Below are 14,535 nucleotides of genomic sequence, written 5' to 3'. Positions count from 1 at the left end.
TCAGTAGTGGGCGGTATGCCCGGTCCACTTCTCCTCCCCGTTGTGGATAACTGCTTGGGTGTCGGTGGGGTGACCTAGGCTCTTCTGGTGCGTTACATTTCCGGAAGAGCTGGTTACCCATGACCGTCAGCTGGCGTGCCTACCGCAGCGCCCGCCGCCGTTCGAGGCAGTCCTGGGCCCTGCTGGCTGTGCTGGCCCTGGCTGCAGTCGGCTCCGCAGGATGGTTTTTCACTGCGGGGCAGTTCGCAGCGGCGGAACCAGCCATCGCAGGGCCCAGCGAGGCGCCCGTTTTCGACGGGACCTGGATGAAGCCCGTGGTGCCGGTGCATGCTGTACCGCAGGGGAGTGCCCGGGACGCCCTCGAGGGGCTGCCCGTCAAGGGCAGGGCTCCCAAGGACAACTACCAGCGGGAGGCCTTCGGGCAGGCCTGGCTGGACGTGGACCGGAACGGCTGCGACACCCGCAACGACATCCTTCGCAGGGACCTGACCGCCGTGGGCTTCACAGAGGGGTCCAAATGCAGGGTAGCGTCGGGTGCCATCCAGGAGCCGTACACGGGTAAAGCCGTGGAATTCCGGCGCGGTCCGGAAAGCAGCAAGGAAATCCAGATCGACCACGTTGTGGCGCTCGGAGACGCGTGGCAGAAAGGCGCACAGGCGCTGACCCCGCAGCAGCGCCAGAGCCTGGCCAACGATCCGCTGAACCTCATCGCCGCGGACGGTCCCGCCAACCAGCAGAAGAGCGCAAGCGACGCTGCTACCTGGCTGCCGAAGAACAAGAACTTCCGCTGCCACTATGTTGCCCGCCAGATCTCGGTGAAGGCGTCCTACAAACTGTGGGTTACGCAGCCGGAGAAGGATGCAATGAAGCGCGTCCTGGACTCCTGCCCGGACCAGCCAACCATCAGCGCCCGGTAATGCGTCGGCTCAGTGGCCGAACGGGTCCGGATCCACGCCGGGCATCCAGGTCAGCCCGGGCACACCCCAGCCGCTCTTCCTGGCCAGTTTCATGGCCTTCCGTGCATAGCGGTCCATCAGCCGGTTGACGTAAAGCTTTCCGTCGAGGTGATCGTACTCGTGCTGCAGAACCCGGGCGAACCATCCCGTGGCCTCGAACTCAACGGGCTGCCCGTAGCCGTCAAAGCCTTCCACCCGCGCCCACTCCGCACGCTTGAGCGGGTAGGCGCCGCCGGGGAAGGAGAGGCAACCCTCTTCCTCTTCCTCGGGGTCCGGCAGTGCGCCAGAGATCTTGGACAGGGTCAGCACCGGGTTAACCAGGACTCCGATGGGCGGGGCGCCGTCGTGATTGGCGTACTTGTAAACAAAAATTCTCTTGCCAACACCAACCTGCGGCGCCGCCAGGCCCACGCCGTTGGCAGCCTCGTTGGTTTCAAACATGTCCGCGATCAGGGCGCGCAGCCCGTCGTCGAACACCTCCACCTCAGCGGCGCGGTGGTGCAGCACCGGCTCTCCCCAGACGGTGATTGGCAGAACTGTCATCTCAGGCGGCCCTTCGTGCGTGCGGCGTGTCGCCGGCGTTTATGCAAAAAAGTGGAGGCCGTACCGGATATCCGGTACGGCCTCCACTGAACGGCAGTTACTGCCGCCCTATGAGGGTGAGCTACGGGGGTTGAACCCGCGACCTCCTGGACCACAACCAGGCGCTCTGCCAACTGAGCTAAGCCCACCATGTGCCCGCAGATTCCCGGTCATCCGGTGCTCTGGAAAGGCAACTCAAATAGCTTACCTGCTGTCGGAGGCGGCTTGTGCCACTTTTTGGGTTTTTACGGAAAATTCCCCCGAATGTGGTGCAGATTACTCTTTTGGGGTACCTGTGCCGGGCGTGGCAGTGATGCGCTGGGCGACTTTCCGGGCAGAGTCGCTGTCAGGTCCGGGAGCCGGAACAAAAACCGCCTCGCGGTAGTAGCGGAGCTCGTCGATGGAATCCTGGATGTCCCCCAGTGCGCGGTGGCCGCCCCTCTTGGCGGGGGATTGGAAGTAAGCCCGGGCGAACCAGCGGCGGGAGAGTTCCTTGATGGTGCTCACATCGATCACGCGGTAGTGGAGGTGCTCCACGATGGCCGGCATGTCGCGGGAGAGGAAGACGCGGTCTGTCCCCACGGAGTTGCCGCCCAGCGGTGCCTTGCGCGGGTCCGGCACCCACTTTTCGATGTACTCCATCACGGTGGCTTCGGCCTCGGCCATGCTCTTGCCGTGCGGCAGTTCCTTCAGCAGCCCGGACCGGGTGTGCATGTCCCTGACGAAGTCGTTCATCTGGGCGAGGGCAGCGTCCTCGGGCTTGATCACCACATCCACACCGTCCCCGAGAATGTTGAGCTCTGAATCCGTCACCAGCGCCGCCACCTCGATCAGGGCGTCGTTCTTGATGTCCAGGCCGGTCATTTCGCAGTCGATCCAGACGATGCGTTCGTTAGATATAGGCACCGGACCAGCCTACCGTTTGGCTCCGGCGCAACCGTCCGATGCTAGGATTTCGGTTACATGGGGGCGAGGGTTTTGCCGCTGTGCTGTGCCTGCGCGACCCGGGCTGCCACTGCCGCCCGCGGGGTTGGAGCGCCAAGTGTAAAGAGATTGGACGATCCTGAGATGACGGCGCCTGTGCCTGGAACGGGGGAGATGGCCGCCAGCGTGATGCTGAAGCCCGCAGAGGCAGAAGTGGATAACGCAAGGTCCCCCATCCTTGCCGGTCTTGTCGGCTCGGTCCTGATGGTGCTCGGATCCCTCGGCGTCGGATGGCTGGCCCCCGTTTCCGAACTCCGCCGGGTACCGATCTTTATCTGGATGCGCACGGAGGCCATCGGCGTGGCCCTGGCCATCGTGCTGGTCGCGGTGGGCGGCATGCTCCTGGTCCGCTCCTGGCTGAGGCTTGGCCAGCGGATCCGCGTGTGGGGGCCGGCCGCGCGAAAGGCAACGCTGCAGGCCATCGCAGCATGGGGCCTGCCGTTGATGTTCACTGTCCCGCTTTTCAGCCGCGACGTGTACGCCTACATTGGTCAGGGCCGGCTGATGGTGGAGGGATTCAACCCCTACGAAAACGGCATCTCGGCGCTGTCCAACTATTTCCAGCTTGGCGCCGACAAACAGTGGACTGAAGCTCCCGTGCCGTACGGCCAGCTATTCCTGTGGATTGAGCAGTTTGTGGTCTGGTCCACCAACGTCCAGCCCGAGGCCAGCGTGATGCTTTTCAGGCTCGTTGCGCTGTTCGGCGTGGTCCTCTGCGTTATCTATGTGCCCAAGCTGGCCGAGCTTCACGGCGTCAACCCGCACCGCGCAGTGTGGCTCACCGCCGCCAACCCGCTGTTCCTCACCAACTTCATCGCCAGCGTCCACAACGATGCCCTCATGATCGGATTGGCCCTCGCCGGATTGTATTACGCGGCCACCAGACGCGTGGTGCTGGGTATAGTCCTGGTCACCCTTTCCATCGCCGTCAAGCCCATCACCATCGTTTTCCTGCCGTTCATCGGCCTGATCTGGGCAGGCAAGAACGCCGGCTGGCCGCGGAAATTCATGTTCTGGGGACTGACGGGAGGGCTTAGCCTGGCCATTCTGTATGGCCTGAGCCTGGTCAATGGGTTCGGTTTCGGTTGGATCAACGGGCTATCGGCCCCCGGAAGCCTCTTCATCTGGTACGCGCCGGTGGGACTCGTGGGGTTGATGGTCGCTTCAGTTTCAAATGCCTTCGGCCTTCATGGGTGGACGCTCGCAGACTGGGTGTTCGACGCCGGCAAACTACTGGCCGTAGGCGTCGTCGCCTTCCAGATCTTCAAGGGTGAGCATAACCGCCTGATCCGCCGCCTCACCTTGGCCTTTGCGGCCATTGTGGTGCTGGCCCCGATGATCCAGTCATGGTACGTGGTGTGGCTCATCCCGCTGTTTGCGGTGACAGGCATCCGCAACGACTGGCAGGTCAAGGCCCTGTACTTCATCGTGTCGTTCTTCATGATCTACGCCATTTCCGACCAGCTGGAGGTATTTCCCTACCTCCAGACGGAGGATCTGGGACTTGCCCTCGTGCTGGCCCGCTTCGCGGCCGCAATAACGGGCCTGCTCTTTGCCATGTACCTGATCTTCATGGATCCGGACACCAAACGGCTATTCCGGAAGTCGGCCGAGCCAGTGACCGAACGCCCCGTCATCTAGTCTCCGCAGGCACCGTCATCCGGCGCCGGTGGCTCCCCGCGCCGGGCCCCCTTCCAGGTGTCGCATTGCTTCCTTCCGGGACAGCGGACTCAGGCGTGTGCCGTTCTGCGCCACGAAATTGCGCACCCAATCCGGCTCGGACTTGGCGTATTCACGAAGCACCCCACCGATAGCCTTCCGGATGAAAAATTCCAGGTCCGCCAGGTTCGGCTCGATCACGGCCCGCAGCAGGTCCTGATCCGTGCGGGGCTTGGCCTTCAACTGCGAGGTGATGGCCGACCGCCTGATCCAGAAGTCCTGGTCGGTGCTCCGGGTCAGCAGCAAGTGCCTGAAGAAGCCCGCCGAGGTTAAGGGATGGGCGGCGGCAGCGGCCTTCGCCAGGTGTCTGACCTCCGGGACCCTGACGCCCAGTGACGGCACTGCGGACTTCATGTAGGCGTGCGCTCCGGCGGCCCGCTCCGGCTCGGTCCGCTCCCGCAGCGCCGCGCGGACAGTGTCCACCAACTCGCGGTTCGGAGTCTCCGTGGCCCGATCCTCCGTGTCCGAAGGTGCCTTGTCCAGCGTTTCCCCATGCGGCAATAATCCGTCCATGGTGCAACTTTAGCGAGGGGCCGGTGACATGCCGGCCGGTCCGTTCCAGGCTGGACGGACCTAGAGTGGGACCAGCCAAACTGCACGTTCCCTTGGGCCGTGCCACCCGACGCCGGAGGTTCCCTACATGTCCATGATTAAGACTCCCGAGCAGATTGCCCTCATGCGCGACGCCGGGCGGGTGGTGGCAACCACTCTCGCGGCTGTGCGTGCGGCAGCCGGAGTGGGTGTAACCCTGCGTGAGCTCGATACCCTTGCCGCAGACACCATAGCCACGGCGGGAGCCACGCCGGCCTTCCTGAACTACCACCCGCGGTGGGCCTCAGTCCCGTTTCCCGGAGTGATCTGTACCAGCGTGAATGACGCCGTGGTTCACGGGATTCCCGGCGGGTACACACTCCAGGACGGTGATCTGCTCAGCGTGGATTGCGGGGCATTCCTGCAGGGCTGGTGCGGCGATGCGGCCATCAGCTTCATCGTGGGAACACCCGATCCTGTGGATCAGGCCCTCATCGATGCAACGGACGCCGCCCTGGCGCGCGGGATTGAGGCCGCCCGGATCGGCAACAAAATGGGCGATCTTGCCTACGCGATCGGCGGCGCCGCGCGGCGGGCGGGCTACGGTCTGCTGGCTGATCACGGCGGCCATGGCATCGGCCGCACCATGCACGCCGAACCGCCTGTGCCCAACGACGGCAGGCCGGGACGGGGCATCAAGCTCACCGAGGGGCTGGTCATCGCCATCGAGCCCATGCTGATCCTGGGCCGCAAGGACGACTACTACCACGACGACGACGAATGGACGCTGCGTTCAGCAAACGGCCGCAGGGCTGCCCACAGCGAGCACACGGTGGCCATCACTGCTGATGGCCCGGTGATCCTCACGCTTCCGTAACTGCCGACGGCTCAGGCCGACAGTTCAGTCCTCAGTGGTCCATCCCATCCTGTCCAGCTAGGCCGCACACAGCGATGTCCATTGATCCGGTCCCGGCAGCTCCCGGGCCAGCCCGAGGCCATGGCGGCCCTGCGGAAAAACGTGGAGTTTGGCCGGCACGCCCGCGCGCATCAACGCCCCGCGTAAGAAACGCTGTGGCGGACGGGTACAGCCGCATCATCGGCAGTGTGCCACACAAAGGCCGGCGGGGTAGTGGCCGTGACCTGGAGATCTGGAGACAGTGCCCGGAGCAGATCGTCCGACGGCGACCCGCCCGCTAAGTTGTCCACTGACCCCTGATGGACCGCGTTCGTGAAGGATACGACCGAATAGCACAGAACCGAAAGGTCCGGAAACGGCGGCCTCGACGTCCAGCGAGGCGTTTCCGGTGGAGACCGCCGTCGACAGCGTTGCCGCGAGGTGGCCGCCGGCCGAGAAGCCCAGGACGCCCACCCGCGTCCTGTCCACCGCCCGTGGTCGGCCTGTCCTGCATACCCGCCACCCGGAAGGACCGGAACCGCTGGACGCGGACCTGCATTGCCGCGGGCAGGCACGGCAGTCATTGAGACCGGGAGCATCCTCAGGCCACTGACTCAGCGCTGCTGGGTTGGGCCACTTCGGTGCTGCGCCGCAGAGTGACCTGTCCGGTTATCGGCGAAGATCCGGCCCCGCGGTCGCCCATTCCCGCCGCGCTGCTGGCAGCCTGCCGGCCAATTTCCTCCAAGGGAAGGTGCACTGTGGAGAGGGCCGGGCGGAAATCGCGCAGGGTTTCAATATCGTCGAAACCGGCGACGGCGGCATCCAGCGGGATCCGCAGTCCCTGGGAGCGCAGCGCAGCGGCGGTCCCGATAGCCATGACATCGTTGACGGCAAAGATGCAGAGCCTTGGTGCATTGCCCCCGGTCCGGGGCGCTGTGATCCGGGCAGCCATGGCCAGGCCGGCCTCGAAACCGCCGGCACGGTTGAAGTCCGTGCGGATGACATCCGCGGCTGGCAGGCCTGCGACGGCTAGGCCACGCTGGAACCCTCGGATCCGGTCGTCGGACGTAAACAGCCCTTCCGGGCCGCCAATGATGACGAAGTCTTCCCGCGACGCCGCCAGCTCGGTGGCGAGCTGCGCGGCCAACTCCTCATTGGGCACACTCACCACGTGGTAGCCGTCTGCTGCCGTGGCGCCCACAATCCCGTGGCCGATCACGCCCACGTGGCCGCCATTGCGGCAATAACGGTCCAGTTCTGCGGCCAGTTCAGCGTTGCCGTCCCGGTCCTCGACGCGGGAAGTCCGCGAACCTGCGATCACGATGGAATCGGCGCGGCGAGCCGCGAAGGCACCCACGGCTTCCTTCTCGCTTTCCGGAGCGCCTTCGGTGGTGGCCAACAGCACCATCTTGTGCTGTTCCCTCGCGGCTTCCTGGACGCCGCGGGCTATGGCGGCAAAGTAGGGATCGGCGATGTCGTGCACAATCAGCCCGATCAGTCCGGAGCTGGACTTCGCCAGTCCCTGGGCCTGCGCGTTGGGAATGTAGCCGAGGGATTCGGCGGCCTGGCGCACACGGTCGGCAATATCCTTGCCGGGTATCCGGGCGGAGCCGTTCAGCACGCGGGAGGCGGTGGCCGGCGAAACGCCCGCCAAACGGGCCACCTCGGTGAGGGTACTGGCAGCCACAGCTTCTCCTGTTCGTACGTACTTCAGCGCTATAGGCGCCGACCTCAGTATGGCAGTTTGAAGGTAGGCAGGGAAAGCGCTTGCCAATATGCGGTGACCCGTGCATGATGGATTCAGTGGGAATGCGCTTTCCCAAGACATTTTGAGTAACTCACCGCGGAGGACAAGTGGGCTTCGAAACAAAGACGATCCGCATCGCCATGAACGGCATCACCGGCCGGATGGGTTACCGCCAGCACCTGTTGCGTTCCATCCTCCCCATCCGTGATGCCGGAGGCTTTAGCTGGAGGACGGCACCAAGGTCCAGGTGGAGCCGATCCTGGTGGGCCGCAACGAAGCCAAGATCCGCGAACTGGCGGAACTGCACAAGGTGGCGGAGCGGACCACCGACCTCGATTCCGTGATCAACGACCCCTCCGTGGACATCATGTTCGATGCCTCCATGACCAGCCTCCGTGCCGCCACCCTGAAGAAGGCAATGCTGGCCGGCAAGCACATCTTCACCGAAAAGCCCACGGCTGAAACCCTCGAAGAGGCCATCGAACTGGCCCGCATCGGCAAGGAAGCCGGCGTCACCGCGGGCGTTGTGCACGACAAGCTGCTGCTGAAGGATCCTGCGCTCGCCGTGTTCCGGATGTCCGACTACCTGCGCATCAACGGAGTGGGAGTATGACATTAAATTCAGGACCGTCCCCTTTTTCGCGCCTTTCGATCAACAGCGCGACCACCAAGAAGTGGACCCTCGCACAGGTCGTCGACGCCTGCGTCAACGCCGGCATCCCGTCCATCGGCCCATGGCGTGACCGCGTTGAGGAAGCAGGGCTGGACAAGGCCGCCAAGCTGATCAAGGACGCCGGCCTCCGGGTCTCCTCGCTCTGCCGCGGCGGTTTCCTGACAGCGGCCAACGCCGAAGGCCAGGCCGCCGCACTGGCGCCGGCGGAGAAGGACGTGGTGGCTGCCCGCCAGCGCGTCGCCGACCGCCTCGCCGACCTTGTTCCATTCGCCTCCGAGAACGGGATCCGGCTGGTGCTCGAACCGCTGCACCCGATGTACGCGGCTGACCGTGCCCTGATCTCCACCCTGGGACAGGCCCTGGATCTCGCCGCCCCGTTCGACACCAAGGCTGTTGGCGTCGCCGTCGACACCTTCCACGTCTGGTGGGATCCGGAACTTAAGGCCCAAATTGAACGCGCCGGCCGGGAAGACCGCATCGCCTCCTACCAGGTGTGCGACTTCAACATGCCCATCGCCGCGGATCCGCTGCTGTTGCGCGGATACATGGGCGACGGCGTCATTGACTTCGCCACCATCGGCACCTGGGTCCGCGACGCCGGGTACACCGGCGACATCGAAGTCGAAATCTTCAATCAGGAGATCTGGGACACCGATGGCAATATCGTCCTTTCCACGGTCAAGGAGCGCTCCGCGGAACTCGTGCTGCCTTACGCCTGAGAAACGGCAATTTCACACCAGCCACACAATGAAAAAACACCCCGGTCTGCTGACCGGGGTGTTTTTTGCTGACCGGCGCATCCGTCAAGGACGTGCCAAGTCATCATCTTGTGCCCCAGGAGGGAATCGAACCCCCGACCGGCGGATTAGAAGGCCGCTGCTCTATCCCCTGAGCTACTGGGGCACGTGGCGCCACGACCAGAGATCAGGCGCATCAAAAGTTTACATGGCACCACGGTGCAGTCGCTTCACCAGGGCGGGCTGCCGGAACTTCTCCTCAACAAGGCAGTTGCGGGAAGGGTTGTGCACATACGCGAACTTATCCCTCGCGGCGCGGTGCCGTCCGCGCGAAGCTGGTTTTGCCGCTAAGGCGCTACCTTTCGAGACAGGACAAGATGATGACTGACTACCAAACGTTCCGGGGCTTCGTTGCCACGGATATCAAGACCTCCACAACTCCGGGCGGCGTTGGCACTGCCTCGTTCCGCCTCGGTTCAACGGCGCGGCGCTTTGACCGCGCCACCAGCACCTGGGTGGATAGCCACACCAACTGGTTCAACGTCCAGGGCTATCGTCAGCTTGCCGGGAACATGGCCTGCAGCATCAAGAAAGGCCAGTGCGTCATCGTCGTTGGCCGGCTCAAGCTGCGCAGCTGGGAGAAAGACGGCCGGATCTACCATTCAGCCGAAATCGATGCCGATTCCGTAGGGCACGACCTCAAACGCGGTTCGGCCAACTACATCCGTACCAGCGACACCGGACTGCACCTCGTCTCAGACAACGGCGCGGCAGGCCAGGAAGCCGCAGCGGACGGCAGCGGCATCGGCCCTGCGGATCCTGACGACGACGGGGGCGACCCGGAGGAAGGGGAACACGCGGACGACGACGCTGCAGCCTTGGGAGTCTTCCACGAGGACGCAGACGGCAACCACATTCCGGTGGACGCTGAAACGGGCGAGCTCGCCGGAGCCGCCGTCTGAAAGTGCTGGCGCTCGATACCGCACAGGAAGCGGGCGGACCCGGTGCCGGCAGTCCGCCCGCGCCGGGACCGTTCCGTCCCATGCATGGCCGCGTGACAGAATGGCGGCATGAATCGTGCGACGGACAACCGGCAGGCAACCAGAATCACCAGACGGATTACCCGTTCCCTGCGGCGTGCGCCACGTGCCGGACGGGCGCCCGTGGCGCTCGCCGGAAGCCTTCTGATGATTTTCGCGCTTGCAGCCTGCACTGGCGGCTCCCCAACAGGGGCCGGGCTAACGGGGGCCGGTCAGGGCGCGGCCACCGCCAGCGAAGTAGCCACTCCCTCGGACCCGGCCACCACCGGAACCCGGCAGGCCGCCGCGTCCCCGGCGGAGGATCCGGCCATCGCGGTCATGAAACAGACAGTAACGGATGCGCTGGGCCGGCTGGCGGCGGGGACACCAAGGCCAGCCACGGCCCAGATGACCGATGCCCTCACCGGTGCCGGGATTGCCGTCGCGGCCCTTGAAGTGTCGGCCAGCCGGACGCCCACCGGGCTGGAAGCGGACGCCATCGAAGCCGCAGTGTTACAGGGCACCAAATGCGTGGTGGGACAGGTCCGTGACGGCAGCGTCACCGTCATCGTTCTGCCGGTCCTGGCCAGCGGTAAGTGCTTCGTGGGTACGGCTGTCTGACGCCTCGAATGTGAGTTAAGCCCGCCAACCCACTAGATTTGGAACCATGGCGGAATTTATCTACACAATGACCAATGCCCGCAAGGCAGTTGGCGAAAAACTCATTCTTGACAACGTAAGCATGTCGTTCTTCCCGGGCGCCAAAATCGGTGTTGTTGGCCCGAACGGTGCCGGTAAGTCCACCATCCTGAAGATCATGGCCGGACTGGACATCCCTTCCAACGGTGAGGCCAGGCTCAGCCCCGGCTACACCGTGGGGATCCTGTTGCAGGAACCGCCACTGAACGAGGAAAAGACTGTCCTGGGCAACGTCCAGGAAGGTGTTGGCGAGATCTACGGCAAGATCCAGCGCTTCAACGAAATCTCCGAGGAAATGGCCAGCCCCGACGCTGACTTCGACGTGCTGCTCGAAGAAATGGGTCAGCTGCAGGAAGCCATTGACGCCGCGGAGGCCTGGGATCTCGACTCCCAGCTTGAGCAGGCCATGGACGCCCTCCGCTGCCCGCCCGCGGACGCGGACGTGACACTGCTCTCCGGCGGTGAGCGCCGCCGCGTGGCCCTCTGCAAGCTCCTGCTGCAGAAGCCAGACCTCCTGCTCCTGGACGAGCCCACCAACCACCTGGACGCCGAGAGCGTGCTGTGGCTGGAACAGCACCTCTCCAGCTACGCCGGCGCAGTCCTGGCCGTCACCCACGATCGCTACTTCCTCGACCACGTCGCGGAATGGATCGCAGAGGTTGACCGCGGCCACCTGTATCCCTATGAAGGCAACTACTCCACGTACCTGGAGAAGAAGCGTGCCCGCCTGGAAGTCCAGGGCAAGAAGGACGCGAAGCAGGCTAAGCGCCTCACCGAGGAACTTGAGTGGGTTCGCTCCAACGCCAAGGGCCGCCAGACCAAGTCCAAGGCCCGTCTGGCCCGCTACGAGGAAATGGCAGCCGAGGCTGACCGTACCCGGAAGCTTGACTTCGAAGAGATCCAGATTCCGCCGGGCCCGCGCCTGGGCGGGCTGGTCCTGGAAGCCAAAAACCTGCAGAAGGGCTTCGACGACCGCACGCTGATCGACGGTCTGTCCTTCACGCTTCCCCGCAACGGCATCGTCGGCGTCATCGGTCCTAACGGCGTGGGCAAGTCCACGCTGTTCAAAACCATCATTGGCCTGGAGCCGCTCGACGGCGGCGAGCTCAAGATCGGCGATTCGGTCAAGATCTCCTACGCGGACCAGAGCCGCGGCGGCATCGACCCGAATAAGACCCTGTGGGAAGTTGTTTCCGACGGCCTGGATTACATCCAGGTGGGTCAGGTCGAAATGCCGTCCCGCGCCTACGTTGCCGCTTTCGGCTTCAAAGGCCCGGACCAGCAGAAGAAGGCCGGGGTGCTCTCCGGTGGTGAGCGCAACCGCCTCAACCTGGCGCTGACCCTCAAGCAGGGAGGTAACTTGCTGCTCCTTGACGAACCTACTAACGACCTCGACGTCGAGACCCTCAGCAGCCTTGAAAACGCGCTGCTGGAGTTCCCCGGCTGCGCCGTCGTGGTATCGCACGACCGCTGGTTCCTGGACCGGGTGGCAACGCACATCCTGGCCTACGAAGGCGACGAGGAAAACCCCGCCAAATGGTACTGGTTCGAGGGAAACTTCGAATCCTACGAGGAGAACAAGGTAGAGCGGCTCGGACCCGATGCGGCCAAGCCGCACCGCGTGACGCACCGCCGCCTCACCCGCGACTGATCGCAAAGAAAGGCCGGCACCCCGCCATCAAGGGTGCCGGTCTTTCTGCTGCCCGCCAGACATCTGACTGCCGAAAGCCAGCTGACCCTCCGCAATCAGCCCGCTCAGCCAGCCCCGCCCCGGGTCAGTTCCGCCCGGCCTTGCGGATCTGGTGCTCCAGGACTTTGGACTGTAGGGCGCCAACTACTTTGTTCTTCAGGTCCGTGGGCACCCGGACCATGCCCTCCTGCGCCACCGAGGCAACGTGCTGCCCGGCCCGGTTGAAGATCTTGCCCGTGGCGAGGCCGCGGGCTCCCTGGGCGCTGGGCGATTCCTGGACGTAGAGCAGCCATTCGTCCACCCGGGCGGGGCGATGCCACCACATGGCGTGGTCCAGGCTGGCGACACTCATACCGGGCGTGATCCAGCTCAGCCCGTGGCGGCGCAGGATGGATTCCAGCAGCGTGTAGTCGCTGCCGTAGGCCAGGGCGGCCCGGTGCAGGTTTGAATCATCGGGCATGGGCCCGAACGTCTTCATCCAGACAGCGTTACTGGCCTCCTTCTTGCCCTTGGCCGAGACGTACAGCGGCGGGTCAACGTGTCGGATATCAAAGGGCCGCTCATAAGCCCAGTGCTGGGCGATCGGGTGGTCGAACTTACCCAGCAGATCGGCCGTGCTCGGCAGCGACTCAGGATCGGGAATGTTGGCGGGCATCTTGGATTCATGGTCGAGCCCTTCGTCCAGATCCTGGAAGGAGGCGATCATCGACAGGATGGGGACGCCCTCCTGGTACGCGTGGACACGCCTGGCCGAAAAGGACCGGCCGTCACGCAGGCGCTGGACACCAAACGTGATGGGCTTGTTGGCGTCGCCGGGCCGGAGGAAATAGCCGTGCATGGAATGGACAAACCGTTCCGGGTCCACCGTCCTCATGGAAGCGACCAGCGACTGGGCCAGAACCTGCCCTCCGAAAACGCGCTGCCGGGGCTGCTGCTGCGATGGGCCCAGGAAGATGTCCTCATCGGTCCGGGCGCCTTCAAGCTCACCGAGGTCAAGGAGCTGGATGAGCGTTTCGGTGGGGTCGCCGCTGGGTGGCGCCAGCAGTCCGGTTTCGGCTTCAGTCATGGATTGACTCTAGACGTCGCCCTGCCGCTGCTCAACCAGGCTTCAGCCGGTAGTGTTCTTAGTGTGTCTGACCTACTAACGAAGTCCTTCCGGTTCGCTGACCCGCGTGATCTCGCGGATCTGCGCACGTTCACCACCCGTGCCAAAACGGTCGACGACGGCGCCATCCGGCTTCAGGCCGCAGGTTCCGTTCTCGCGGCCTACGTGTGCCTGCTGCGGCCCCGCCTGCTGGGCGAATCCACCCCCACGATCCTGGGCCTGCGCACCATGGCGCTGGCGGAACCTTCCGCGATCGACGTGACGGTGCCGCTCTCGGCTGTCCTGGACCGGCTTGCCAGGGCAGGAGAGGACGGCGTCGAGCTGCCGATTCCGCCGTCCACCGTCACCGAATCGTGGACGGGCGTCGGCGCGCCCCGCAGCGGCTGGGAGCTGGTGGGTGTGTTGTCGGATGCCGAACTCCGGCGCGCGGCTGAGGCCGGCATCACCGAAGTGGCCAGCATCATGCCCGCCCAGCCGGGGGCGCTGATCGTCAACAACGCGCGCGCCGCTGTGTGGGGCCGGGCCCTTGATGACTCCGGCCTCCCGGCAGGAGCCGCGTTCGCGGCCCTCACCCTGGGATTCCTCGCAGACGCGGACCAGAAGCTTTACCGGGCGGGCCGCTGGTTCCGCCTCAGTGGCCCGCGCGGCCATGTCCTGGCACGAACCGGCAGCGGTCTCTAGTACCCCGCCAGCCGTCGTCGTACGGGCTAAGACTCCAGCCCCGTATGCGGAGTATAGGCGTCAGGCGTCCGAGGGGCTGTTCACCATGGATAACGCGGCGCGTTCCATGTAGTCCCAGAGTGTTCCCTCGTACAAGTAGGGCAGTACCAGGGCGTCGACGGCTGTCCGCATGTGGAACAGCCAGCGGTCCTTGGCTTCAGGCGTGACCCGGAACGGCATGTGGCGCATCCGCAGGCGAGGGTGGCCGCGCTCCTCACCATACGTGGCGGGGCCGCCCCAGTACTGCTCCAGGAACATCAGGAACCGCCGCTTGGCCGGCTCAAGGTCCTCGTCCGGGTACATCGGGCGCAACAGCGGGTCCGTGGCGACGCCGTCGTAAAAGACATCGATCAGCTTGACGAACGTCTCGTGTCCGCCCACGGCATCGTAGAAGTTCTCCGTGTAGCCGGGTTGGCTGAAGGGATCGTTCTGCATGAGTTGGCGGGGCTGCTGCGGCTCGGCGGGTATGGTCATGTCT

General features: G+C 64.6%; 14 protein-coding genes, 2 tRNA genes and 1 pseudogene. 9 read left to right on the top strand and 8 right to left on the bottom strand.

Going from position 1 to position 14,535, the window contains the following annotated elements; translation table 11 throughout:
* Positions 1–119 precede the first annotated feature (119 nt).
* Complete coding sequence (locus ACQCS0_RS12960; protein ID WP_354153744.1) at positions 120–917, top strand: HNH endonuclease family protein; 798 nt, start codon at positions 120–122, stop codon at positions 915–917.
* Positions 918–926: 9 nt separating this feature from the next.
* Here ACQCS0_RS12960 and def read toward each other — a convergent pair whose 3' ends face one another.
* The 3 genes from def to orn all read right to left on the bottom strand — a co-directional run bounded on the left by def (position 927) and on the right by orn (position 2,444).
* The gene (gene def / locus ACQCS0_RS12955) at positions 927–1,499 is read right to left on the bottom strand and encodes a peptide deformylase (RefSeq protein WP_426938514.1); all 573 of its coding nucleotides are present in this window, start codon (positions 1,497–1,499) and stop codon (positions 927–929) included.
* 115 nt (positions 1,500–1,614) lie between these two features.
* A tRNA-His gene (locus ACQCS0_RS12950) sits at positions 1,615–1,687 on the bottom strand.
* A 127-nt stretch (positions 1,688–1,814) separates the two neighbouring features.
* Positions 1,815–2,444 carry an oligoribonuclease gene (gene orn / locus ACQCS0_RS12945; protein ID WP_354153746.1) on the bottom strand — a complete coding sequence of 210 codons (630 nt, stop codon included), beginning with the start codon at positions 2,442–2,444 and terminating at the stop codon, positions 1,815–1,817.
* A gap of 162 nt (positions 2,445–2,606) precedes the next feature.
* Between orn and mptB the strand changes: the two genes are divergently transcribed.
* Positions 2,607–4,163 (top strand): polyprenol phosphomannose-dependent alpha 1,6 mannosyltransferase MptB, encoded by a 1,557-nt coding sequence (gene mptB / locus ACQCS0_RS12940; RefSeq protein WP_426938513.1) that lies wholly within the window; start codon positions 2,607–2,609, stop codon positions 4,161–4,163.
* 15 nt (positions 4,164–4,178) lie between these two features.
* Here the strand turns inward: mptB and ACQCS0_RS12935 are convergent, their stop codons facing one another.
* Positions 4,179–4,754, bottom strand: a complete 576-nt coding sequence (locus ACQCS0_RS12935) for a DNA alkylation repair protein (RefSeq protein ID WP_354153748.1) — start codon at positions 4,752–4,754, stop codon at positions 4,179–4,181.
* A gap of 127 nt (positions 4,755–4,881) precedes the next feature.
* On the opposite strand from ACQCS0_RS12935, the gene map reads away from it, so the two are divergent.
* Positions 4,882–5,649 (top strand): type I methionyl aminopeptidase, encoded by a 768-nt coding sequence (gene map / locus ACQCS0_RS12930; protein ID WP_354153749.1) that lies wholly within the window; start codon positions 4,882–4,884, stop codon positions 5,647–5,649.
* Between the two features lie 619 nt (positions 5,650–6,268).
* Here the strand turns inward: map and ACQCS0_RS12925 are convergent.
* Positions 6,269–7,354: a LacI family DNA-binding transcriptional regulator gene (locus tag ACQCS0_RS12925; protein ID WP_354153750.1), complete on the bottom strand. Its 1,086-nt coding sequence runs from the start codon at positions 7,352–7,354 to the stop codon at positions 6,269–6,271.
* A 167-nt stretch (positions 7,355–7,521) separates the two neighbouring features.
* Here ACQCS0_RS12925 and ACQCS0_RS12920 point away from each other — a divergent pair.
* Positions 7,522–7,988 (top strand): annotated as a pseudogene (locus ACQCS0_RS12920) (Gfo/Idh/MocA family protein); the annotation flags it as partial.
* A 35-nt stretch (positions 7,989–8,023) separates the two neighbouring features.
* Positions 8,024–8,806 carry a sugar phosphate isomerase/epimerase family protein gene (locus ACQCS0_RS12915; protein WP_354153751.1) on the top strand — a complete coding sequence of 261 codons (783 nt, stop codon included), beginning with the start codon at positions 8,024–8,026 and terminating at the stop codon, positions 8,804–8,806.
* Between the two features lie 111 nt (positions 8,807–8,917).
* On the opposite strand, the gene ACQCS0_RS12910 is transcribed toward ACQCS0_RS12915, so the two are convergent.
* Positions 8,918–8,990: transfer RNA gene (locus tag ACQCS0_RS12910), tRNA-Arg, on the bottom strand.
* Between the two features lie 214 nt (positions 8,991–9,204).
* Between ACQCS0_RS12910 and ACQCS0_RS12905 the strand changes: the two genes are divergently transcribed.
* From ACQCS0_RS12905 to ettA, 3 genes are all read left to right on the top strand, one after another.
* On the top strand, positions 9,205–9,786 hold the full coding sequence (locus tag ACQCS0_RS12905; RefSeq protein WP_354153752.1) for a single-stranded DNA-binding protein: 582 nt from the start codon (positions 9,205–9,207) through the stop codon (positions 9,784–9,786).
* Positions 9,787–9,894: 108 nt separating this feature from the next.
* Positions 9,895–10,464 carry a DUF6993 domain-containing protein gene (locus ACQCS0_RS12900; RefSeq protein WP_354223510.1) on the top strand — a complete coding sequence of 190 codons (570 nt, stop codon included), beginning with the start codon at positions 9,895–9,897 and terminating at the stop codon, positions 10,462–10,464.
* A 46-nt stretch (positions 10,465–10,510) separates the two neighbouring features.
* On the top strand, positions 10,511–12,193 hold the full coding sequence (gene ettA / locus ACQCS0_RS12895; RefSeq protein ID WP_354153754.1) for an energy-dependent translational throttle protein EttA: 1,683 nt from the start codon (positions 10,511–10,513) through the stop codon (positions 12,191–12,193).
* A gap of 124 nt (positions 12,194–12,317) precedes the next feature.
* Here ettA and ACQCS0_RS12890 read toward each other — a convergent pair whose 3' ends face one another.
* A complete protein-coding gene (locus ACQCS0_RS12890) occupies positions 12,318–13,298 on the bottom strand; it encodes an acyl-CoA thioesterase II (RefSeq protein ID WP_354153755.1) in 981 nt (326 codons plus the stop codon).
* A gap of 63 nt (positions 13,299–13,361) precedes the next feature.
* Between ACQCS0_RS12890 and ACQCS0_RS12885 the strand changes: the two genes are divergently transcribed.
* Positions 13,362–14,018: a hypothetical protein gene (locus ACQCS0_RS12885; protein WP_354153756.1), complete on the top strand. Its 657-nt coding sequence runs from the start codon at positions 13,362–13,364 to the stop codon at positions 14,016–14,018.
* Positions 14,019–14,078: 60 nt separating this feature from the next.
* Here ACQCS0_RS12885 and ACQCS0_RS12880 read toward each other — a convergent pair whose 3' ends face one another.
* Positions 14,079–14,531: a globin gene (locus tag ACQCS0_RS12880; RefSeq protein ID WP_354223512.1), complete on the bottom strand. Its 453-nt coding sequence runs from the start codon at positions 14,529–14,531 to the stop codon at positions 14,079–14,081.
* Positions 14,532–14,535 lie beyond the last annotated feature (4 nt).

The organism is Pseudarthrobacter sp. S6 (genome assembly GCF_050156575.1).
Taxonomy (GTDB): Bacteria; Actinomycetota; Actinomycetes; order Actinomycetales; family Micrococcaceae; genus Arthrobacter.
The sequence above is the reverse complement of the archived record's forward strand: the minus strand, read 5'-3'. Positions and strand labels throughout refer to the sequence as shown.